The sequence below is a fragment of the Kribbella sp. NPDC055110 genome, assembly GCF_053607525.1.
This window is the reverse complement of sequence record NZ_JBSGTS010000009.1, coordinates 101102-120397: the sequence shown is the minus strand read 5'-3', so window position 1 is coordinate 120397 and position 19296 is coordinate 101102. Positions and strand designations below refer to the sequence as shown.

The 19296-nt window shown below is 68.0% G+C and carries 22 protein-coding genes, 2 tRNA genes and 1 riboswitch; of the genes, 7 read left to right on the top strand and 17 right to left on the bottom strand.

The window, feature by feature from the left end; translation table 11 throughout:
* Window positions 1–228: 228 nt before the first annotated feature.
* Both leuD and leuC read right to left on the bottom strand, forming a co-directional pair.
* Window positions 229–828 (bottom strand): 3-isopropylmalate dehydratase small subunit, encoded by a 600-nt coding sequence (leuD, locus tag ACWF0M_RS16580; protein WP_130387570.1) that lies wholly within the window; start codon window positions 826–828, stop codon window positions 229–231.
* Window positions 829–842: 14 nt separating this feature from the next.
* Entirely contained in the window at window positions 843–2267 is a 1425-nt protein-coding gene (gene leuC, locus ACWF0M_RS16575; protein ID WP_452236527.1) for a 3-isopropylmalate dehydratase large subunit, read from the bottom strand.
* A 109-nt stretch (window positions 2268–2376) separates the two neighbouring features.
* Here leuC and ACWF0M_RS16570 point away from each other — a divergent pair, with 109 nt between their 5' ends.
* Window positions 2377–3096 carry an IclR family transcriptional regulator gene (locus ACWF0M_RS16570; protein WP_130387568.1) on the top strand — a complete coding sequence of 240 codons (720 nt, stop codon included), beginning with the start codon at window positions 2377–2379 and terminating at the stop codon, window positions 3094–3096.
* Between the two features lie 38 nt (window positions 3097–3134).
* Here the strand turns inward: ACWF0M_RS16570 and ACWF0M_RS16565 are convergent, their stop codons facing one another.
* Together ACWF0M_RS16565 and ACWF0M_RS16560 are read right to left on the bottom strand one after the other, a co-directional pair.
* Complete coding sequence (locus tag ACWF0M_RS16565) at window positions 3135–3389, bottom strand: type II toxin-antitoxin system RelE family toxin (protein WP_452236526.1); 255 nt, start codon at window positions 3387–3389, stop codon at window positions 3135–3137.
* Entirely contained in the window at window positions 3386–3652 is a 267-nt protein-coding gene (locus ACWF0M_RS16560) for a hypothetical protein (protein ID WP_452236525.1), read from the bottom strand. Before ACWF0M_RS16560 ends, ACWF0M_RS16565 begins: the two co-directional genes overlap by 4 nt.
* A 168-nt stretch (window positions 3653–3820) precedes the next feature.
* Here ACWF0M_RS16560 and ACWF0M_RS16555 point away from each other — a divergent pair, with 168 nt between their 5' ends.
* On the top strand, window positions 3821–4390 hold the full coding sequence (locus ACWF0M_RS16555) for an HdeD family acid-resistance protein (protein ID WP_452236524.1): 570 nt from the start codon (window positions 3821–3823) through the stop codon (window positions 4388–4390).
* 146 nt (window positions 4391–4536) lie between these two features.
* On the opposite strand, the gene ACWF0M_RS16550 is transcribed toward ACWF0M_RS16555, so the two are convergent.
* The 11 genes from ACWF0M_RS16550 to ACWF0M_RS16500 all read right to left on the bottom strand — a co-directional run bounded on the left by ACWF0M_RS16550 (window position 4537) and on the right by ACWF0M_RS16500 (window position 13489).
* Window positions 4537–4920 (bottom strand): VOC family protein, encoded by a 384-nt coding sequence (locus tag ACWF0M_RS16550; RefSeq protein ID WP_452236523.1) that lies wholly within the window; start codon window positions 4918–4920, stop codon window positions 4537–4539.
* Window positions 4921–4939: 19 nt separating this feature from the next.
* On the bottom strand, window positions 4940–5938 hold the full coding sequence (locus tag ACWF0M_RS16545) for a LacI family DNA-binding transcriptional regulator (protein WP_452236522.1): 999 nt from the start codon (window positions 5936–5938) through the stop codon (window positions 4940–4942).
* The gene (locus ACWF0M_RS16540; RefSeq protein ID WP_452236521.1) at window positions 5910–6827 is read right to left on the bottom strand and encodes a nucleoside hydrolase; all 918 of its coding nucleotides are present in this window, start codon (window positions 6825–6827) and stop codon (window positions 5910–5912) included. Before ACWF0M_RS16540 ends, ACWF0M_RS16545 begins: the two co-directional genes overlap by 29 nt.
* Window positions 6828–6835: 8 nt before the next feature.
* Window positions 6836–7654, bottom strand: a complete 819-nt coding sequence (locus tag ACWF0M_RS16535; protein WP_452236520.1) for a carbohydrate ABC transporter permease — start codon at window positions 7652–7654, stop codon at window positions 6836–6838.
* The gene (locus ACWF0M_RS16530) at window positions 7651–8511 is read right to left on the bottom strand and encodes a carbohydrate ABC transporter permease (protein WP_452236519.1); all 861 of its coding nucleotides are present in this window, start codon (window positions 8509–8511) and stop codon (window positions 7651–7653) included. Before ACWF0M_RS16530 ends, ACWF0M_RS16535 begins: the two co-directional genes overlap by 4 nt.
* Window positions 8508–9791, bottom strand: a complete 1284-nt coding sequence (locus tag ACWF0M_RS16525) for a sugar ABC transporter substrate-binding protein (RefSeq protein WP_452236518.1) — start codon at window positions 9789–9791, stop codon at window positions 8508–8510. The genes ACWF0M_RS16530 and ACWF0M_RS16525 overlap by 4 nt, the downstream gene beginning before the upstream one ends.
* A gap of 157 nt (window positions 9792–9948) precedes the next feature.
* Window positions 9949–10024: transfer RNA gene (locus tag ACWF0M_RS16520), tRNA-Glu, on the bottom strand.
* A gap of 78 nt (window positions 10025–10102) precedes the next feature.
* Window positions 10103–10174 (bottom strand) — tRNA-Gln (locus ACWF0M_RS16515).
* 117 nt (window positions 10175–10291) lie between these two features.
* Window positions 10292–11203, bottom strand: a complete 912-nt coding sequence (locus ACWF0M_RS16510) for a CPBP family intramembrane glutamic endopeptidase (RefSeq protein ID WP_452236517.1) — start codon at window positions 11201–11203, stop codon at window positions 10292–10294.
* On the bottom strand, window positions 11200–12708 hold the full coding sequence (gltX, locus tag ACWF0M_RS16505) for a glutamate--tRNA ligase (protein ID WP_452236516.1): 1509 nt from the start codon (window positions 12706–12708) through the stop codon (window positions 11200–11202). Before gltX ends, ACWF0M_RS16510 begins: the two co-directional genes overlap by 4 nt.
* The gene (locus ACWF0M_RS16500; RefSeq protein ID WP_452236515.1) at window positions 12701–13489 is read right to left on the bottom strand and encodes a fumarylacetoacetate hydrolase family protein; all 789 of its coding nucleotides are present in this window, start codon (window positions 13487–13489) and stop codon (window positions 12701–12703) included. Before ACWF0M_RS16500 ends, gltX begins: the two co-directional genes overlap by 8 nt.
* 40 nt (window positions 13490–13529) lie before the next feature.
* On the opposite strand from ACWF0M_RS16500, the gene ACWF0M_RS16495 reads away from it, so the two are divergent.
* From ACWF0M_RS16495 to ACWF0M_RS16485, 3 genes are read left to right on the top strand one after another with little or no spacing between them, the layout of a single operon-like run.
* Window positions 13530–14012, top strand: coding sequence for a GNAT family N-acetyltransferase (locus tag ACWF0M_RS16495; RefSeq protein WP_452236514.1), 483 nt, complete (start codon window positions 13530–13532; stop codon window positions 14010–14012).
* Window positions 14009–14860 carry a 3-methyladenine DNA glycosylase gene (locus ACWF0M_RS16490; protein WP_452236513.1) on the top strand — a complete coding sequence of 284 codons (852 nt, stop codon included), beginning with the start codon at window positions 14009–14011 and terminating at the stop codon, window positions 14858–14860. Before ACWF0M_RS16495 ends, ACWF0M_RS16490 begins: the two co-directional genes overlap by 4 nt.
* A gap of 9 nt (window positions 14861–14869) precedes the next feature.
* Window positions 14870–15064: a hypothetical protein gene (locus ACWF0M_RS16485; protein ID WP_452236512.1), complete on the top strand. Its 195-nt coding sequence runs from the start codon at window positions 14870–14872 to the stop codon at window positions 15062–15064.
* Here ACWF0M_RS16485 and ACWF0M_RS16480 read toward each other — a convergent pair.
* Window positions 15051–15677, bottom strand: coding sequence for a class I SAM-dependent methyltransferase (locus tag ACWF0M_RS16480; RefSeq protein ID WP_452236511.1), 627 nt, complete (start codon window positions 15675–15677; stop codon window positions 15051–15053). The two genes, ACWF0M_RS16485 and ACWF0M_RS16480, sit on opposite strands and share 14 nt — an antisense overlap.
* On the bottom strand, window positions 15674–16498 hold the full coding sequence (locus ACWF0M_RS16475; RefSeq protein WP_452236510.1) for a class I SAM-dependent methyltransferase: 825 nt from the start codon (window positions 16496–16498) through the stop codon (window positions 15674–15676). The genes ACWF0M_RS16480 and ACWF0M_RS16475 overlap by 4 nt, the downstream gene beginning before the upstream one ends.
* Window positions 16499–17086: 588 nt before the next feature.
* Between ACWF0M_RS16475 and ACWF0M_RS16470 the strand changes: the two genes are divergently transcribed.
* Both ACWF0M_RS16470 and ACWF0M_RS16465 read left to right on the top strand, forming a co-directional pair.
* Window positions 17087–18352 (top strand): Fic family protein, encoded by a 1266-nt coding sequence (locus ACWF0M_RS16470; protein ID WP_452236509.1) that lies wholly within the window; start codon window positions 17087–17089, stop codon window positions 18350–18352.
* A 69-nt stretch (window positions 18353–18421) separates the two neighbouring features.
* The gene (locus tag ACWF0M_RS16465) at window positions 18422–19003 is read left to right on the top strand and encodes a DinB family protein (protein WP_452236508.1); all 582 of its coding nucleotides are present in this window, start codon (window positions 18422–18424) and stop codon (window positions 19001–19003) included.
* 60 nt (window positions 19004–19063) lie between these two features.
* Window positions 19064–19231, top strand: a riboswitch (cobalamin riboswitch).
* Window positions 19232–19296: the final 65 nt, after the last annotated feature.

The following is a 19296-nucleotide window of genomic DNA, read 5'->3' as shown; positions in this document are numbered from 1 at the left end:
GATGAACGCACGTCTGCCCGACCCGGCACTACTAGAGGTGGAACGCCCCCGACGGTCGAGCGAGACCGGTATGTCTGGAGGGATCGCTGCTGTTCGTCATGAGCGCCTCACCTCCCAGGTCTCGCAAGCCTTGTTCCGATGATGTTCTCGGCAACCACGCAAGGGTAACACCAGAGTTATCGCCACCGACCCGCCGAACGTTACGGCGGCGACAACTCTGGTGGTTGATCAGGCCTTCGCCGGAAGGGTTGCCGGCTTGAAGGACGGGCGGGTCGCTTCGTAGGCAGCGATCTCGTCCGCGTGCGACAACGTGATGCCGACGTCGTCCAGACCGTTCAGCAGCCGGTAGCGCGTGTAGTCGTCGATCTCGAACGGCGCGGAGACGTCACCGGCCGAGATCGTCTTGTTCTCCAGGTCGACCGTGACCTTGGTCCCCGGGTCGGCCTCGATCGCGGTCCACAGCTGCTCCACGACGTCCTGCGTCACCAGGGCTGCGAGCAGACCGGCCTTGCCCGAGTTGCCGCGGAAGATGTCGCCGAACCGCGACGACACGACCACGCGGAACCCGTAGTCGAGCAGGGCCCAGACCGCGTGCTCACGGGAGGATCCGGTGCCGAAGTCCGGTCCCGCCACGAGTACCGAGACACCGTCGTACTCGGGCTGGTTGAGGACGAACGAAGGATCGTTGCGCCAGGCAGCGAACAGCCCGTCCTCGAAACCGGTCCGGGTGACCCGCTTCAGGTACACGGCCGGGATGATCTGGTCGGTGTCGACGTTGCTGCGGCGCAGCGGAGCCGCCGTACCGATGTGCTGGGTGAAGGCGTCCATGATTCCGTTGCTCCTCAGGCGTTCGCAGGTACGGCGACGGGCGGCAGGTCGGCCGGAGCGGCCAGGGTTCCGGTGACCGCAGTCGCGGCGGCGACCAGCGGCGACACCAGGTGGGTGCGGCCGCCCTTGCCCTGGCGGCCTTCGAAGTTGCGGTTCGAGGTGGAGGCGCTGCGCTCCCCCGGGGCCAGCTGGTCCGGGTTCATACCCAGGCACATCGAGCATCCGGCGCCCCGCCATTCGGCGCCGGCGTCCTTGAAGATCGCGTCCAGGCCCTCGGACTCGGCCTGCAGCCGGACCCGGCCGGAGCCCGGGACCACGAGCATCCGGGTGCCCTCGGCAACCTTCCGCCCGGCCAGTACGCCGGCCGCGGCGCGGAGGTCCTCGATCCGGCCGTTGGTGCAGGACCCTAGGAACACTGTGTCCACATGGATCTCGCGCAGCGGCGTACCGGCGGTCAGGCCCATGTACTCCAGGGCGCGCTCGGCGGCGACCTTGTCGTTCTCGTTGTCGAAGTCGTCCGGCGACGGCACGACCGCGGACAGCGGAACGCCCTGGCCGGGGTTGGTGCCCCAGGTAACGAACGGCGCGATGTCCTCGGCGCGCAGCACGATCTCGCGGTCGAAGGTGGCGTCGGCGTCGGTGGCCAGGCTCTTCCAGTACTCGACGGCGGCTTCCCAGTCGACGCCCTGCGGCGCGTGCGGCTTGTCCTTCAGGTACGCGAACGTGGTCTCGTCCGGCGCGATCAGGCCGGCCTTCGCGCCCCACTCGATCGACATGTTGCAGATCGTCATCCGGGCTTCCATGCTCAGGGCCCGGATCGCCTCGCCGCGGTACTCGACGATGTAGCCCTGGCCGCCGCCGGTGCCGACCTGCGCGATCAGCGCGAGCACCAGGTCCTTGGCCGAGACCCCGTCGGGCAGTACGCCGTCGACCGTGACCGCCATCGTCTTCGGGCGGGCCTGCATCAGCGTCTGGGTGGCGAGCACGTGCTCGACCTCGCTGGTACCGATGCCGAAGGCAATCGCTCCGAACGCACCGTGAGTAGAGGTGTGGCTGTCACCGCAGACCACGGTCATCCCGGGCTGGGTCAGGCCGAGCTGCGGGCCGATCACGTGCACGACGCCCTGGTCCGGGTCGCCGAGGGTGTGGATCCGGATGCCGAACTCCTCGGCGTTCTTGCGCAGCGTGTCGACCTGGGTGCGCGACACCGGGTCGGCGATCGGCTTGTCCACGTCGTACGTCGGGACGTTGTGGTCCTCGGTCGCGATGGTGAGATCCGGGCGCCGGACCCGACGGTTCGCCAGCCGGAGGCCGTCGAACGCCTGGGGACTGGTCACCTCGTGCACCAGGTGGAGGTCGATGTAGAGGAGGTCGGGCTCTCCGTCGGCATGGCGCACGACATGCGCATCCCAGACCTTTTCCGACAACGTCCTACCCATCAGACTCTCCTTCGAGGATGTGTGTGGTGAAGTGCTCTCGCTCACAGTGCTCTCGGTTGGGCAGCTGAAGCGACTTGCGTTCCACGATTCGAGACGGCAATATCGTCTCATGGACAACTCTAGCGGAGTCGGTGTTCTCGACAAAGCAGCCCTCGTACTGTCCGCCCTCGAGTCCGGGCCGGCGACCCTGGCCGGTCTGGTGGCGGCCACGGGTCTGGCCCGTCCGACGGCTCACCGGCTGGCGGTCGCGCTGGAGCACCACCGTCTGGTCGGCCGCGACATGCAGGGACGGTTCGTGCTCGGGCCGCGACTCAGCGAGTTGGCCTCCGCGGCCGGTGAGGACCGGCTGCTGGCGACCGCCGGTCCGGTGCTGGCGCGGCTGCGGGACATCACCGGTGAGTCGGCGCAACTGTTCCGCCGCCAGGGTGAGTACCGGGTGTGCGTCGCCGCCGCCGAGCGTCCGTCCGGTCTGCGCGACACCGTCCCGGTGGGCAGTCAGTTGACCATGGCGGCCGGGTCGGCCGCTCAAATACTGCTTGCATGGGAAGACCCGGAGCGGATGCACCGCGGTCTGCACAACGCCTCGTTCAATGCGGCAGCGCTGGCCGGCGTACGGCGTCGCGGCTGGGCGCACTCGGTAGGCGAACGCGAGCAGGGTGTCGCCTCCGTGTCCGCCCCGGTCCGCTCCCCCAGCGGCAAGGTGATCGCGGCCGTGTCGGTGTCCGGCCCGATCGAACGCCTGTCCCGCCAGCCCGGCCGCATGCACGCGCCCGCGGTCATGGCCGCCGCCGAACGCCTCTCCGAAGCCCTCCGCCGCGCCTCCGAGTAACCGTGGACACGCGCGAGACCGTCAGCGCGGCAAAACCGTCAGCGCTTGACCGATCCGACGCTGACAACGTGGACCGTCACGCGCGCTTCCGAGATCTCGTACAAAACCCGGTGGTCTCCCAGCCGAAGCCTTCGGAGATCCGTGCTGCCCAGCGTGTTGCTCCCAGCGGGGCGCGGGTCAGCCGCCAGGCCGAGAATCGCGCCGGTCAGAACCTTCGCCGTGTCCGGATCCTCCCGGCGAAGCCGGTTGAGCGCTCTGATGACCTCGCCGCTCCAGATGATGGTGTAGGTCATGAAGGATCGGGTTCATCGATCTCCAGGAGCCTGACGGCTTCCTCGTGGGAGATCCATTCGCCTCGCGCCTTGATCGCCTCGGCTTCGGCGATGTCAGCCTCGTCCACTGCGGCTTGCATTTCCTGGTAGTCGGCCAGGGAGATGATCACCGCGACGGTGGTGTCGTCGTCGGTGAGGTCCACCCGTTCGTGCGCCCCAGCGGCACGCGCCACCAGGGCTCCGAGTTCGGCCGGGCCATCGGCCAAGGAGTAGCTGTCGCTCATGGGAAGACTGTAGCGACCTGCGCCCATGAATATCGGGCGTCAGAGCGGATCTGTGGAAATCGAAGAGGAGGTAGGCGGAGACTGGCATCTGACCGCAGTACGTCGGTGATTGCCCTGAGTGAGCGACCGGAGCACCATGAGGGGAACGAGCCCTCAAGGAGGTCCGACATGGAGCGGGACTGGTTGACTCTGGGATGGAAGATGCTGCTGGTGCGCGGTGTGCTCGGGATCGTCTTCGGGATCCTGGCCATTGCCTGGCCGATCTCGACGGCGATCGCGCTGGCGCTGTTGTGGGGCTTCTGGGCCCTCGTCGACGGCATCGGCTCGATCGCGCAGGCGTTCCAGCCGGACTACCGGGGTAGCCGGGTCTGGCTGATCGTGCTGGGCGTGATCGCGTTGCTGGCGGCGTTCTTCGCGATCACCAGCCCCGGCATGACCGCCACGACACTGACCTGGATCCTCGGGATCTGGCTGATCGTCCGCGGCGTCTTCGAACTGGCCGGCGCCTTCAGCAGCCATCTCCCGATGCCGCGCTGGCTGCTGGTCCTGAACGGCCTGCTTTCCCTCTTCATCGGCATCCTCTTCGCCGCCAACCCCGGCGCCGGCGCCGTCAGCATCGCCGTCCTGCTGGGCGTCACCGCCCTCGTCTGGGGCGTCGTCCTCATCGGCGTCGCCTGGTCCGTACGCCGAGCCGCCGCAGGCCCTGCCGCGCAGACCGGAAGCCCGTCACCCGCGTGATCGTGGGCGCTGTCCGGAGCAATCTCCGGACAGCGCACCGGTCTCAGTTGTGCGTGCCGATCCAGTTCATGTTGTCGCCGTAGCCCAGGTACGGTGTCGGCACGAGTTCACCGATCGTTGCCCGGAGCGACGATCTGACCGGCCTCCTAGGCGGCTCCGCCGTACGGCACCGTGAGAATCTCCAGGTTGTGGCCGTCGGGGTCGTCCCAGTAGAGGCCGCGCCCGCCGTCGTTGGTGTTGATCTCGCCCTCGCGCCGGTGGAACGGGTCGGCCCAATAGGTCAGCGCACGGTCGACGATCCTGGCGTGGATCTGGTCGAACTCGTCCTCGCTCACCAGGAAGGCGTAGTGCTGCCGGTGCGGCTGCCCGTGGTCGTCGGCGAAGTCGAGTGACGTGCCGTTGCCGAGCTGCACCACAGCGAACGGCCCGTAGCTGCTCGGCTCGCCGAGTCCGAGAATCTCGGCCAGGAAGCGCGCCGACATCTGCTTGTCGGTGCAGTTGACGATGGTGTGGTTGAACTCGACGGCCATCGATCCAGCGTACGCCGGGTTACTCGGCGCAGCCGCAGGACGTGCTCGGGACCAGCTCGTAGTCGAGGACGTGCCGAGCCGCTGGTGGGTTGGTGCGGTCGAGCAGCAGTTCAACTGCCTGCCGCGCGGTCTCCTCGATGGGCTGGCGGACGCTGGCGAGTGGCGGGATCGTCACCGTGCACTCGCTGGTGCCGTCGAACCCCATCACGGCCACGTCGTCCGGCACCTGCAGCCCGGCTTCCCAGGCCGCGAACAGTACGCCGAACGCCTGCTCGTCCGTCGAGCAGTAGATCGCCCGCGGCGGCCGCTTCTGCGCGAACCACGGCCGTACGGCGTCGCGCGCGGCGAACCGCGACACGGGCGAGGCGACGTACCGCGCCGAGGCTCGCGGATGGGCCTCCAGCGCGCGCTCGATCCCCCTGCGGTGTTCCGCCGTACCGGGTGAATCCTCGGGGCCGGTGACGACGCCGAGGGTCCGGTAGCCGTGTGACAGCAGGTGGCCCGCCGACGCCTCGGCGCCCGCGACGTAGTCGATCGAGAGCGTCGAAACAGTCACGCCCTCGGGCACAGGATGCAGTGCGACAACGGGTACGCCGGCGGACGCGAAGCGCTGGATCGCCGGCGCGACGAGCAGCGAGACGAGGACGACGCCGTCGACCTTGCGTTCGATGAACGAGCCGATGTGGGCCGATTCCTGTTCCGGGTCGCCGGCCGAGTCGCCGATCAGCAGCAGGTGGTCGTGCTGTCGCGCGTAGTTCTCCAGGTGTTCGGCGAGCGTGGCGAAGTACGGGTTGCGGATCTGCGGGATGAGGAGCCCGAGCGAGTACGTGCGTCCCGCGCTCAGCGCACGGGCGAGGATGTTCGGCCGGTACTCCAGCTCCGCCGCGGCCTCCAGCACGCGCCGACGGGTCTCCGCCGACACGGGCCGGGGGCCGTTGTTGAAGACGTAGCTGACGACCGCCGTGGACGTGCCGGCGCGTTCCGCGACGTCACGTGCGGTCGCCATCGATCTCCCCACGCCCCACAGCGTATGCCGTCCCCGCGGCCACGATCCGCGCTGTGATCTCCTCCGCCACCCCTTCGGCGTCGACGCCCGTGACGATCCGCACCGAGCCCCCAGGATCAGCGGTGAACGTACTGCGCCCGGCGCCGTCTCCACCAACCGTGATCGCCACCCGCCCGACCTCGGAGAACTCGAACAGTTCTGGGCGACTGAGCGCGAGCACCGCGACCGGGTCATGCGGGACGTTCCAGGTCTCGCTCCAGTACGCCCACCACTGCTCGATATCAGCCCCGAGTGCCGCTCCCAATGGCCCCGCGGCCCGAATCCGCTCAAGCCGCGACGCTTCGATCGTCACCTGCTGGGTGATCTCCAGCCCGGTGATCGTCGTCGGTATGCCCGCGTTCAGCACGGTCTGGGCCGCCACGTCGTCAGACTTGAAGTTGTGCTCCGACTTGTCGTCCCCGAACGACCCGCCCATCACCCACAAGTGCCGGATCCACCGCGCCACCTCAGGTTCGAGAGCGAGGGCGGCGGCCAGGTTGGTCAGCGGACCGATCGCGGCGACGTCGAGCTCACCAGGTTGCTCGCGTAGCCGGGCGACCAGCCGCTCCGGCGCGCTGTCGGCGCTGATGGTTTCGCGGGAGAGGTCGTCGTGCAGCGTGCCCTCGTGCCCGGCCCACCAGACCTTCCGCCCCGACAACGGCTCCACAGCACCTGGTACGACGACCAGGTCGCGGCCGGCCAACGCGGCGTACCGTCGCGCGAGTTGGGCGCGCAGCCGCGTGTCGCCGTACACCGTGTGAACCTCGAGCAGCTCGAGGTCCGGGCTGCCCAGGATCTGGGCCAGAGCCATGGCGTCGTCGACGTCGGAGCCGATATCGGTATCGAGAATGATGGATCGCACAGATCTCCTTACTTGAGCCCGGCACTCGACACGGACTGGACGAAGTACCGCTGGAAGCCGGCGATGACCACCAGCGGGATGACGGTGAGGACCACGGCGCCCGCGAAGACGAGACCGTAGTCGGTGAAGTTCTGGCCTTGCAGGTTGGACAGCGCGACCGGGCCGAGGATGTGCTTGGCGTCGGTGCCGATCAGCAGCGGCCAGACGTAGGCCTGCCATTGGAAGAGGAAGAGCATCAGCCCGGCGCCGATCAGGGCGGGCTTCGACAGCGGCAGGTAGATCCAGCGGAACACCCCGAACCAGCCCAACCCGTCGAGCCGGCCGGCCTCGACCAGCTCGGCCGGGATGCCGAGGAAGAACTGCCGCAGCAGGAAGATCGCCATCCCGTTGCCGATCCCCGGCAGCACCAGACCCGCGAACGTGTTGGTCAGGTGCCAGTCACGGAACATCGTCGACAGCGGGATCGCGATCGCGTCGAACGGCACCAGGAAGCTCAGTACGACGATGCCGAACACGAGCCCGCGCCCGCGGAACTGGAACGCCGCCAGACCGAATGCCGCGGTCGCGCAGACCGCGAGACCGATGACGACCGTGGCCGCGCTGACCAGGATCGAGTTGAGCGTCGCGCGACCGATCGCACTGTTCAATAGAGCGGAGTAGTTGGTGAGAGTCGGACGCAGCTCGAAGAACGTCTTCCAGGACAGCGGACTGAGGTTCGCGAAGGTCTCCGAGCCGGGACGCAGCGAGTTCGTCACGACCCAGAGCAACGGCAGAAAGAACAGAATGCCGACGACACCGCCGACCACCGAGAGGCTGACCCGTTTCACTGGTCACCTCGCAGCAGCCGGAACTGCCCGGCCACGATCGCCAGCGTCAGCGCGACCAGGATGACGACCTCGGCCTGCGCGACGTGGATGTCGCCGATCGCGTACGCGCGGCTGTACACGTCGTACATCAGCAGGTTGCTGTTGCCGTTCGGGCCGCCCTTGGTGAGGATCTGCACCGGCGCGAACACGAGCAGGTTCGAGACGGTGTCGGCGACCAGTACGAACGCCAGCGGACGACGTACCAGCGGGAGGACGACGGAGATCATCCGGCGCCACGGGCCGGCGCCGTCGAGCAGCGCAGCCTCGCGGACCTCTTCCGGGACCTCCTGGATGCCCGCGATCAGGAACAGCATCCAGTACCCGACGCCGATCCAGGACAGCAGGACGATCAGCGACGGCAGCACCTGACTCGGCGAGGTGAGGAACGGCTGCGCAGGCAGACCGAGCCGTTCCAGTACGCCGTTCGCGAGGCCGTCCGGCCGGTAGATGACACTCCAGATCACTGCCGACACCGCAGGCGGGGTGGCTATCGGCAGGATCACCAAGGTGCGCCACAACCGAGCGCCCGCGGCCCTCTGGGTGAAGAGGACCGCGAGCAGGAACGAGACCGCGACCTGGATCGGGTTCACCAGCACGGTGAAGAGCAGCGTCACGCCGACCGACTGCCGGAAGTCTTTGTTCGACAGCAGATCCGTGTAGTTGCCCAGGCCCGCGAACACCCGCCCACCGCGCAGGAGGCTCTCGGTGTAGAAGCTCTCCACCACCGCCGAGATCGCCGGGACGATCCGCAGGACAGCGAGACACACCAGCGCGGGGGCCAGGAAGGCGAGGGCAATCAACCCTTGCCTTTGCTTCACTTGATTGACTTCCAGGCGTCGGTGAGCTGCCTGGTTGCCTCCTGCAACCGGGTGTTCGGATCGGTCCCGTTCCGGATGTCGGCGAACGCCTTCCCCATGACTTCCTCGAACTGGATGTACCCGACACTCACCGGCCGCGACAGCGCGGTGTGCTCACTCTCGTACGTCGTGATCGCGGCAGCGCCGACCGTCTTCGCACCGGAGAACTTGTCCATCTGCGGGGTGTACTGCTTCTGCGCGTCGACATTCGCCGGGATGATCGTCGTCGTACTCGTGGTGGCCAGGTTGCCGGCCGCATCCAGCGTCGCGAACTCGAGGAACTTGCGCGCCATGCCCTGCTGCTTGGACGCCGGGTTGATGCCGAGCGACCACGAACCGGTCGGGGTGACCGGCTTGCCGCCCTGGAAGTACGGCATCGGGGCGACGCCCCAGTCGACCTTCGAGCTGCCGAAGATCTTCAGGTCCCACGGGCCGCCGACGAAGAACGCGACGTCACCGGCGGCGAACACCGGCCCGGTCTGGAAGCCGCCGATGCCACGCGGCGACAGTCCGCTCGCGAACGTAGCGCCGTACCACTGCATGGCCTTCTTCCAGCCGTCGGTCTCGACCGCCGGGGTGAGGGCGTCGTCGCCTTCGATCCCGGATCCGCCGCCGAGCGACTCGGCCAGCGGCTGCAGCTGGTAGTACGCCTCGGGCTGCTCCATGAACAGTCCGTACTTCGTGCCGCCCGACTGCATCGCCTTCCGGCCGGCGGTCTCGACCTGTTCCCAGGTCCAGCGCTGCTGCGGGTCCGCGGTCGGCGGCGTCACCTTCGCCTTGGCGAGCGCGGTCTTGTTGTAGAAGAGGAACTGCGTCGAGTTCCACATCGGCAACGACCACAGCTTGTCGCGGAAATGGTTGGTCTTGTACGCCGTCGCGCTGAAGGACGTCTTCACGTGCGCGTCGAGGTCGCTGAGATCGGTGAGGAACCCCTTCGCGGCCAACTGCGAGACCCGCGGCTCGTCGACCGTGTAGACGTCGATGCCGGTGTCCTTCGCGCTCAGCCGCTGCTGCATGGTCGCGTTGAACTGGTCGAACGGGATCTGGGTGTAGGTCACCTTGATCCCGGGGTTCTTCGCCTCGAAGGCCTTGATCACAGGCTGGTACGTCTCCGCGTTGTCGGTACCCGTGAACGTGATGGTCCCGGTCTGCGGACCGGGGTCCGCCGTCGCGCCGGAGCCGGACGAGTCGTCCGGCGAACCGCCGCAGCCGGCCAGCAGCAGGGCCGTGGCAATCGCCACGGCCGGAAGAGCGAAGAGGTTTCGCCGCACAGCGATCCCCTTTCCAGACAGAGGAGGTCTAACCGCTTAGACTCTAAGCGGTTAGACCTTGAGGTGTCCAGCACTTCGACCCGAACGCAGAAGCGCCCTCCACCGAGTGGTGGAGGGCGCTCGTCTCTGGTAGCCCCGACGGGATTCGAACCCGCGCTACCGCCTTGAGAGGGCGGCGTGCTAGGCCGCTACACAACGGGGCCAGAGGTGTGTCATCCGGACCTGACGGGCCGGGCAACGAGGTTGAACTCTACCGATTTTCACCGGTGCGGTCCAATCCGCTGGGGTACTAGGACTCGAACCTAGACTAACTGAACCAGAATCAGACGGGCTGCCAATTACCCCATACCCCAAAGGCATTTCACCGGGTCGAGAGTTTGTTTCCGCCCTCACCAACCCGGCTCGGAGAGCTTACCCGAGGCAGGGACCGGACAGCAAAACGGGCCCCACCGGCGGGATTGTCACTCCCGTCACACCCGTCCCGGGCCGGCGACCGGCACCGCGGTCAACGGCAACTCGGAGCGGTTGGCCAGTTTCATCCGCCCGGACATCCACCACGCGATCGCGCCGAACGCCACGAACTTCACCACGTCGATCGCCACCAGCGGCCAGGGCGCGTCCTTCACGCCGAGGCTCGCCCCGAGCGTGTCGGTCATCGCCGCGAACACGAACGTCACCACATTGTTCGCCGCGTGCGACGCGATACCCGCCTCCAGCCCGCCGGTCCGGAGGACGAGCATCCCCGCGATCAGACCGAACACGAGCCGGTCGACGAACAGCGCCGGGCTCTCCCACGGCCAGATCCCGTGCGCGGCGGTGAACAGGATCCCGGTGACGATCACGGCCACCAGCGAGGTCCGCACGAACGACCCGACGGCCTGCAGCAGGTACCCGCGGAAGAAGTACTCCTCCCCTGCGGCCTGGATCGGCGACGTCAGCAACGTGACCGCGATCACCGCGATCGCGTCCGGCGCCATGCCGCCACTGTGGCGTTCACCGGTGGCGAGCGGGACATTGAAGACCTCGATGATCGTGAACGCGATCAGTTCGAGCCCGATCGAGACCAGCGCGAACCAGGCCAGCGGGCGCCACCGCAGCCGGCCGACCACCGAGGACAGCAGGCCCGGGGTCTGCTTGTTCAGCGCCCGCGCGATCAGCACCGACAGCGGGATCAGCGAGATCAGGGTCAGGTTGATGCCCAGCAACCCGAACCAGGACAGCGTCCCCTCCGGGTCCTTCCGGATCGAGTACTGCACGGTCTGGATCACGACGCCGGTGATCATCCAGCCGACCAGGATCGTGAACGAGCCGAGGACGACGAACGCGCGCGGCGTGACGTCGTTGTCGAGCAGCCGCTGGTACGGCGTGGTCTGCCTGCTCATGACGTCGTACGGCGGGCGCGCTCGAGCCGGTGCAGAGACTTCTCCCGGCCGAGCAGTTCCAGCGACTCGAACAGCGGCGGCGAGATCCGGCGGCCGGAGATCGCCACCCGGACCGGGCCGAACGCGTTCTTCGGCTTCAGCCCGAGCCCGTCGATCAGCGCCGCCCGCAGCGCGGCCTCGATCGCCTCGGTCGTCCACTCGACATCTGAAAGCGCCTTCGCCGCGGCCGCCAGTATGGTGCCCGCGTCACCGGTCAGCACCTTCGCGGCGGCGTCCGGGTCGACCCTGAACAGGTCCTCGGAGACGAACAGGAATCCGACCATCTCGTCGGACTCCGACAGCGTGTTCATCCGCTCCTGCACGAGCGGTACGGCGGCCCGCAGTACCGCGAGCTGCTCCTCGGACGGCTGCTCCGGAAGCACTCCGGCCGTGGCGAGGAACGGGATCATCCGCTGCGCGAACTCCTCCTGCGGGAGCAGCCGCATGTGCGCGGCGTTGATCGCCTCGCACTTCTTCGGGTCGAAGCGGGCCGCGTTCGAGTTCACCTTGCGGATGTCGAACGCCTCGACCATCTCCGCCATCGTGAACACGTCACGGTCGTCGGCGATCGACCAGCCGAGCAGCGCCAGGTAGTTCAGCAGCCCCTCGGGCAGGAACCCGCGGTCGACGTACTCCGTCAACCCGGATCCCTTGTCGCGCTTGGACAGTCGCTTGTTTCCCTCGCCCATCACGAACGGCAGGTGCCCGAAGCGCGGCGTCCGGCCGCTGCCGACCCCGATGTCCGCGAGCGCCTCGTACAGCGCGATCTGGCGCGGCGTCGACGGCAGCAGGTCCTCGCCGCGGAGCACGTGGGTGATCTCCATCAGCGCGTCGTCGACCGGGTTCACCAGCGGGTAGAGCGGGTAGCCGTTCGCCCGGACCAGGACGTAGTCGCCGAGATTCTCCGGCAGGAAGGTGATCTCGCCGCGGACCAGGTCGTCGAACACGATCGGGTGGTCCGGCATCCGCAGCCGCACCACGGGCCGCCGGCCTTCGTCGGCGTACGCCTGGACCTGCTCTGGCGAGAGGTTGCGGCAGTGACCGTCGTACCCGCTGTGCTGGCCGGCCGTGCGGGCGGCCTCGCGGCGCTGGTCGAGCTCCTCCTGCGAGCAGTAGCAGTGATACGCCTTGCCGGCCGCCATCAGCTTGGCGACGACGTCCGCGTAGATGTCCATCCGCTCGGACTGCAGGTACGGTCCGAAGTCGCCGCCGACCTCGGGGCCCTCGTCCCAGGTCAGGCCGAGCCAGCGCAGTGCGTCGTACGTGTAGCGGTAGCCCTCCGCGGTGTTCCGGGCTGTGTCGGTGTCCTCGATCCGGAGCACCAGCTTGCCGCCGAAGTGCCGGGCGAAGGCCCAGTTGAACAGCGCACTGCGGATGTTGCCGACGGTGAGCAGGCCGGTCGGGGACGGTGGGAACCGGACCCGGACATCACTCGGCTCCAGATCGCCCAGTACGGCGTCAGTCACGCACGATCACCTTGTTCGTCAGGGTTCCGATTCCTTCGACGCTGATCGACACCTCGTCACCGGGCAGCATCGGGCCGACGCCCGCCGGGGTGCCGGTCAGCACCACGTCACCGGGCAGCAGGGTCGTGAAGGAGGTGATGTAGGCCAGCACCTCAGGGATGTCGAAGATGAACTGGGACGTGCGCCCGTCCTGCTTGGGCTCACCGTTCAGCTCAGTGCTGACCCGTACGTCCGACGCGTCGAACTCGGTGCTGATCCACGGGCCGAGCGGGCAGAACGTGTCGTACCCCTTGGCCCGGGCCCACTGCCCGTCGCTCTTCTGCAGGTCGCGCGCGGTCACGTCGTTCGCGATCGTGTAGCCGAAGATCACCTCGTTGACCCGCTCCTTGGGCAGGTCCCGGCAGATCCGGCCGATCACGATCGCCAGCTCGCCCTCGAAGTGCAGGTCGTTGGTCTGCTCCGGGTAGACGATGCCGTCCCGCGGGCCTATCACGCTAGTGTTCGGCTTCAGGAAGATCATCGGCTGCTGCGGTACGTCGTTGCCGAGCTCCGCGGCATGCGCCGCGTAGTTGCGCCCGACGCACACCACCTTGCTGCGCGGGATCACCGGCGCCAGCAGCCGGACGTCCGCGAGCTGCAGCTTCTCCCCAGTGAACTGCGCCGACCGGTAGAGCGGGTCCGAGTCGAGAACGTTGACAGTGCCGGTGAGGCCTTCGGGGTCGTCGGTCTCGACGACGCCGTACTTGGGCTCGTCGTCCACGGAGAATCTGGCGATACGCACGGGCTGAGCCTACCGGGGCGTGGGATGAGACAGTTATGCGGTGACTGTTGAGATCCGGCCGGCGCTTCCTGCGGAGTACGACGCTGTGGGCGAGCTGACCGTGGAGGCGTACTCGCACGACGGCTTCGTGCGTGGTGAGTACGCGATGACGCTGCGTGCCGCCGCGGACCGGGCCGCGAAGGCGGAGCTGTGGGTCGCGGCCGACTCGTCCGGGCTGCTGGGCACGGTTACCTACTGTCCTGTCGGCTCGGTCTACCGCGAGATCGGGCGGGACGACGAGGGCGAGTTCCGGATGCTCGGCGTGGCCGGTCGCGCACGCGGCTTGGGCATCGGCACCGCGCTGACCGAGCGCTGCATCTCGCGAACCCAAGAGCTCGGGCAGCGGCGAATCGTCATGAGCAGCGCCGTCTACATGACCACGGCGCACCGCATCTACGAACGCCTCGGCTTCGTCCGCCTGCCCGACCGTGACTGGTCCCCCATCCCGGGCGTCGACCTGTACGCCTTCGCCCTGGACCTATGACCATCACGCTCCCCCGCACCGAGTGGTCGTCGTACGCCGAGGACCACGCCCGCCACGTCGACGCCTTGCTGGCCGGCCACCTCGCCCGTCGAAAGCTCCGCGAAGCACATCCCGTCGAGGATTTCCTGTTCACCTATTACCCCACCCGCCCGAACCAGCTCCGCGTCTGGCACCCCGGCCCCGGCGTCCGCCTGCTCGACGCCCCGGAGTACGACACCCGCCGCGGCTATCTTCTGGCCGACGGGGCCGCCGCCCTCGATCCTGCCGAGATCGAACGCCGCGCGGACAGCATCAGGTGGATCCGGCGGCTGCTCGCGGCCACCCTCGATCGGCAGCCGCAGTTCGGGTGCTTCGGTCTGCACGAGTGGGCGATGGTCTACCGGTCTCCCGACGTACGGCACGCCTCCTGGCCGCTCCGGCTAGGTGCCGAGGGCACCGATCAGGTCGTGGAATCGCACAAGATCGGCTGCTCTCACTTCGACGCATTCCGCTTCTTCACCGACCCCGCGCGCCCCCTGAACACACTGCAACCCACACGCGAATCCCAGCCCGCGCTGGAACAGGGCGGCTGCCTGCACGCGAACATGGACCTCTACAAATGGGCGACCAAGCTGATGCCCTTCACCTCCAGCACACTGCTCCTGGACTGCTTCGAGCTCGCCCGCGACATCCGCACCCTCGACATGCGCGCCTCCCCGTACGACCTGGCCCCTCTCGGATACTCGCCCGTACGCATCGAAACCCCCGAAGGCAAAGCCGAATACACCGCCACCCAACGAACCTTCGCCGACCGCGCCCGCCCACTTCGCCACCAACTCGTAGCCCTCTGCGACGAGCTACTCGGCTAATCTCCCTGCATGGGAAAGATCGTCGCGATCGCGTTCGCCGTGCTGCTCGTTGCGATCGGCGGGGTCTGGACGCTCCAGGGGCTCGGCTACCTCAAGGGCAGCTCAATGACCGGCAGCACCCTGTGGGCAACGGTCGGCCCAATCGTCGCAGCCTTCGGCGTCGGCCTCCTCTACGTCGCAATCCGCGGCCCTAGGAAGCGCTGACCCGGAGCACTGCCCACTGGTAGTGCATGACGCGGTCGTCGTCCCAGGTCATCCACTGCTCCACCACGCCGTACCGACCGAGCACCTCGCGCAGTCCCTCGTCGCTGCGGATGCTGAAGAATCGACCGGGCCCGTAGCCCATGCCGTCCTCCCAGACGTGTTCGCGTCCGCTGACGTCGCCCCAGAGTCCGACCGCCAGCGGGGCGCCGGGCCGCAGCACCCGGATGATCTCCTGCAGCGCTTGGTCGAGGTCCTCGTCGGCCACATGCAGCAAGGTGCTCATCGTCCAACCGGCCTCGAACGTCGCGTCGTCGAACGGCAGGTCGAGCACTGACGCGACCTCCGCCCGCAGGCCGCGTTCGCGGCAGGCGTCGACGCTGGCCGGCGACAGATCCACGCCGGTGTAGGTGAAGCCCGCCGCCGCGATCGCCGCTCCGTCGCGGCCGGGACCGCAGCCTAGTTCGAGGACGGTGTCGCGGCCTTCGGCGCGGAGTTGGTCGAGGTACGCCGTACGCCGGGCGACTCGCGGCTCGGGGAGGTCGCGTTCGACGCGGTCCCGGATCTCGTTGGAGTAGTAGGTGATGAGGTCTTGCTCGCGTTCTGCGCGGGTCATGGCTTGGTGGCCTTCAGGGCGAAGAGGAGGGGGATGCGGGGTGCGGTGTCCGGGAGGCGCCACCAGCCGTTGGTGGTCTGTTGCATTGATGGCCAGCGGGGCCACGGGAGTACTTCGGACTCGCGGAGGCTGGTGAGTTGGAAGCCTGCGTCGGCGAGAGTCGTAGTGATCTCGCCGAGGCCGTGGCGCCATTCGTAGCTGGTCTGCCGGCCGGGCACCTCGTCGCCCGTGTAGGTGACGGTGGAGTCGTGAGCGATCGGGCCGCGGCCTTCGAGGTAGTCGGCGCGGAGCACCAGGTCCTCGGACTCGCCGGGCAGGGAGACCTCACGGAGCGCGTTGAGCAGCGGGTGGAACTCGACGATGTAGAGGACGCCGCCGGGTTTGAGCAGGTCGCGGACGACCTCGGCCCACTGCTTCAGTTCAGGCAGGTAACAGAGCGCGCCCTTGCCCGTGTAGACGATGTCGAACTGCCGTCCGTCGACCGCATCCAGGGCGTCGTACACATTGGCGTGTAGATAGTCGACCGCGACGCCCGCCTCGGCCGCGATCTGCCGTGCGGCCTCCAGCGACCTCTCGGACAGGTCGAGCCCGCTGGTCCGCGCACCCCGCCGCGCGAACTCGATCGTCTCGGTCCCCAGGTGGCACTGCAGATGCAGTACGTCGCGACCGTCGAGCGGACCGAGATCCTCCCACTCGTAGTCGGCGAACCAGAACTCCGCAGGCCGATCGTAGAAGTCACTCGCCGCATGCAGCGGCGCCCGCGCATCCCAGTCAGCCTGATTAGCGGCCACCATCCGCCGCGCCTGCGCATCCAGAGTCACACCCACCAGTCTCCCCACAGTCCACACAGGACCACCCGTCCGCCACCGCCCCAAACCAGTTCGGGGAGCCCCACCCTCCCAGAACAGGCAGCGTCGCTCCCCGAACTCACACACACTGACCCCCAAACCGGTTTGGGGAGCCCTGCCCCTCCCACACCAGGCAGCGTCGCTCCCCGAACTCACACACACTGACCCCCAAACCGGTTTGGGGAGAGCTTCCACCAGAACTGGGGAGCGCTGCTGCCCGATCCGGGAGGGTAGGACTCCCCACAACGCCCGGCCCGACAGCTGTCGAACTGCGCGCGATCGGTCGGCGGGGGGCACCTGTTGAGCTTGTGGGACTACAGCGTCGTGGTGGGGTGGAGACAGAACGTGGTGGGTGGCAACCTGCTATTTCCTGTTCAAGGCCACCGGTTCAGGGACAAGGCCTCCAGGAACCCCGGGCGGCGCGTGCAAACCCGTGTCGGATCGTCCGATTCGCTGGCCCTGGGCCTGCGTGGTTGTCCACGGATGGGTCCACAGGGCTGCCCGCTTTCCACAGTCTCCACAGGTCTTGTTCAAGGTTTGTGGATAAGGTTGAATAAGGGTATGGCACGGGTTGAGTTGCATCGGTGGCCTGGGCACCCGGACGGGTTCACCCGGGCGGAGCGTCTGGGTGGGTCGTACGAGCTGTATTTCCCCGACCCGCTCGTCGGACGTGAGTTCGACTTGTCCGACGACGTACTCGCGCTGCTCGAGGACGCCGCCGGCGATCTGGCCCGCCTGGACGCGACGGCCGCCGTACTGACCAACAGCGAGGCGCTGGCGCGGCTCCTGCTGCGCGCCGAAGCGGTCGGGTCGTCGCACATCGAGGGGCTCGTCGTCGGCGCGCGCCGGTTGCTGAAGGCCGACGTACTGCGGGAACGCATCAGCGACGTCACCGCCGAGGAGGTACTCGGCGCGGTGGACGCGATGACCTGGGTGACCGAGTCCGTCCAGGCCGGGGACAAACTCGAGGTCGACCACCTGCTCGAGGCGCATCGCCGGTTGATGGCGCAGTCGCCGCACCCGGAGTACGGCGGCGAGGTCCGCTACCTGCAGAACTGGATCGGCGGCCGCTCCCCCGCCGAGGCGTACTACGTGCCGCCGCCGGCGCAGGTGATCCCCGAACTGCTCGCGGATCTGATGACGTTCGTCCGCGAGTCGCGGCTGCCGGTGCTGGCGAAGACCGCGATCGCGCATGCGCAGTTCGAGACGATCCACCCGTTCGCCGACGGCAACGGCCGGACCGGGCGCGCGCTGATCCACCTGATCCTGCGCGCCGACGGCCTCATCACGCGCACCGTCCCACCGGTCTCGCTCTCGCTCGCCACCCACGCCACGGAGTACGTCGACGCACTGACAACCTTCCGGTACGTCGGACGCGCGACAACCGCGAAGGCCCGCGCGGCCGCGAACCCGTGGCTGGGAATGTTCGCAAAGGCCTGCACGCACGCGACCGCCGAAGCTGCACGCTTCGAGCAGACCGCCGCAGACCTCAAGGCCGAATGGCGGGAACGTGCGGCGCCGGTCCGCTCCGGCTCCGCGGCCGAACTCCTCATCGAGGCGCTGCCCGCCGCGCCGGTCCTGACGCTCGCGGCCGCGGCCCAACTCATCGACCGCTCCCAGCAAGCCGCGAACCAGGGCCTGGCCCGGCTGGTCGAGACCGGCATCCTGCGCGAGCTCACCGACGGACGCCGGAACCGGGTCTACGAGGCGCCCGAGCTGATCGACGCCTTCACGTTGCTGGAGCGTCGTTTCGCGAGTCCGGCCGCGGACACCCGGATCGAGCCGCCTAGCAGACCGGTCCCCACGAGGCCAGAACCGACACACTAGGCGGTTTGACTTTCCGGTCGCGATCGAGCAAGAATTCGAACACATGTTCGATCGTACAGGGGAGTTGTGATGCCGGAGGCGTTCGACTGGGACATCCTGCACCGGCCGTCGGCGATGGCGATGGTCCGCGGCCAGCTCGGGTTCAGCTGGATGGTGCTCTCCGGGCGGCTCGCCCAACTGACCGACGAGCAGTACTTCTGGCGACCGAGCAGCGAGGCGCTCACCGTCGTACGGCGGCACTATGCCGGGCGATTCCGGCCGCTCGGATCCGGTGAATGGGTCGCGCAGTGGCCGGACGAGCCGGACCATCGCGGACCGCGGACGATCGCCTGGCTGATCGCACACCTGACCGAGATGTTCTTCGAGCGCTGGGAGTGGACGTTCGGGGCGAGCCGGCAGGGGCGGGCCGACATCACCCTGCACGGCAACGCCCGGGACGCGGTCGCCTGGCTGACCTACTGGGTCGAGGCCTGGCAGGACGCGATCGCCAGCCTGGACGAGGACGCGGCGATGACGATCGGGCTGAGTCAGGCCAACGAACTGGACGCCGCCGAGCCGTTCGGTCATGTCGTCCTGCGGCTGAATCGCGAGCTGATCCATCACGGCTCGGAGATCATGACCCTCCAGGATCTCTATGCGGTCGCAGCGTGAGGACCACAAGATGTGCGACACGCGGCGTGGCGCTACCACAAGATCTAGATCGATCCGCCTAGCATCACTACTGTTGGTGGTTCGGGACGGTCAACACCACAAGATGTTGATCATTTCGAGGCAACAGGGGAATCCGGTGCGAATCCGGAGCTGCCGCGCAACGGTGTGCGGACGTGACGTCGAGTCGCGTCCGCGAGCCCGGATACCTGCCACCGGTGCGTGTACCGCCGGTGCACGCGGTCCGAGATCTCGCGGGTGGGTCGCAGGGCGTGACGGCAGGGTTCCCGGCCGGT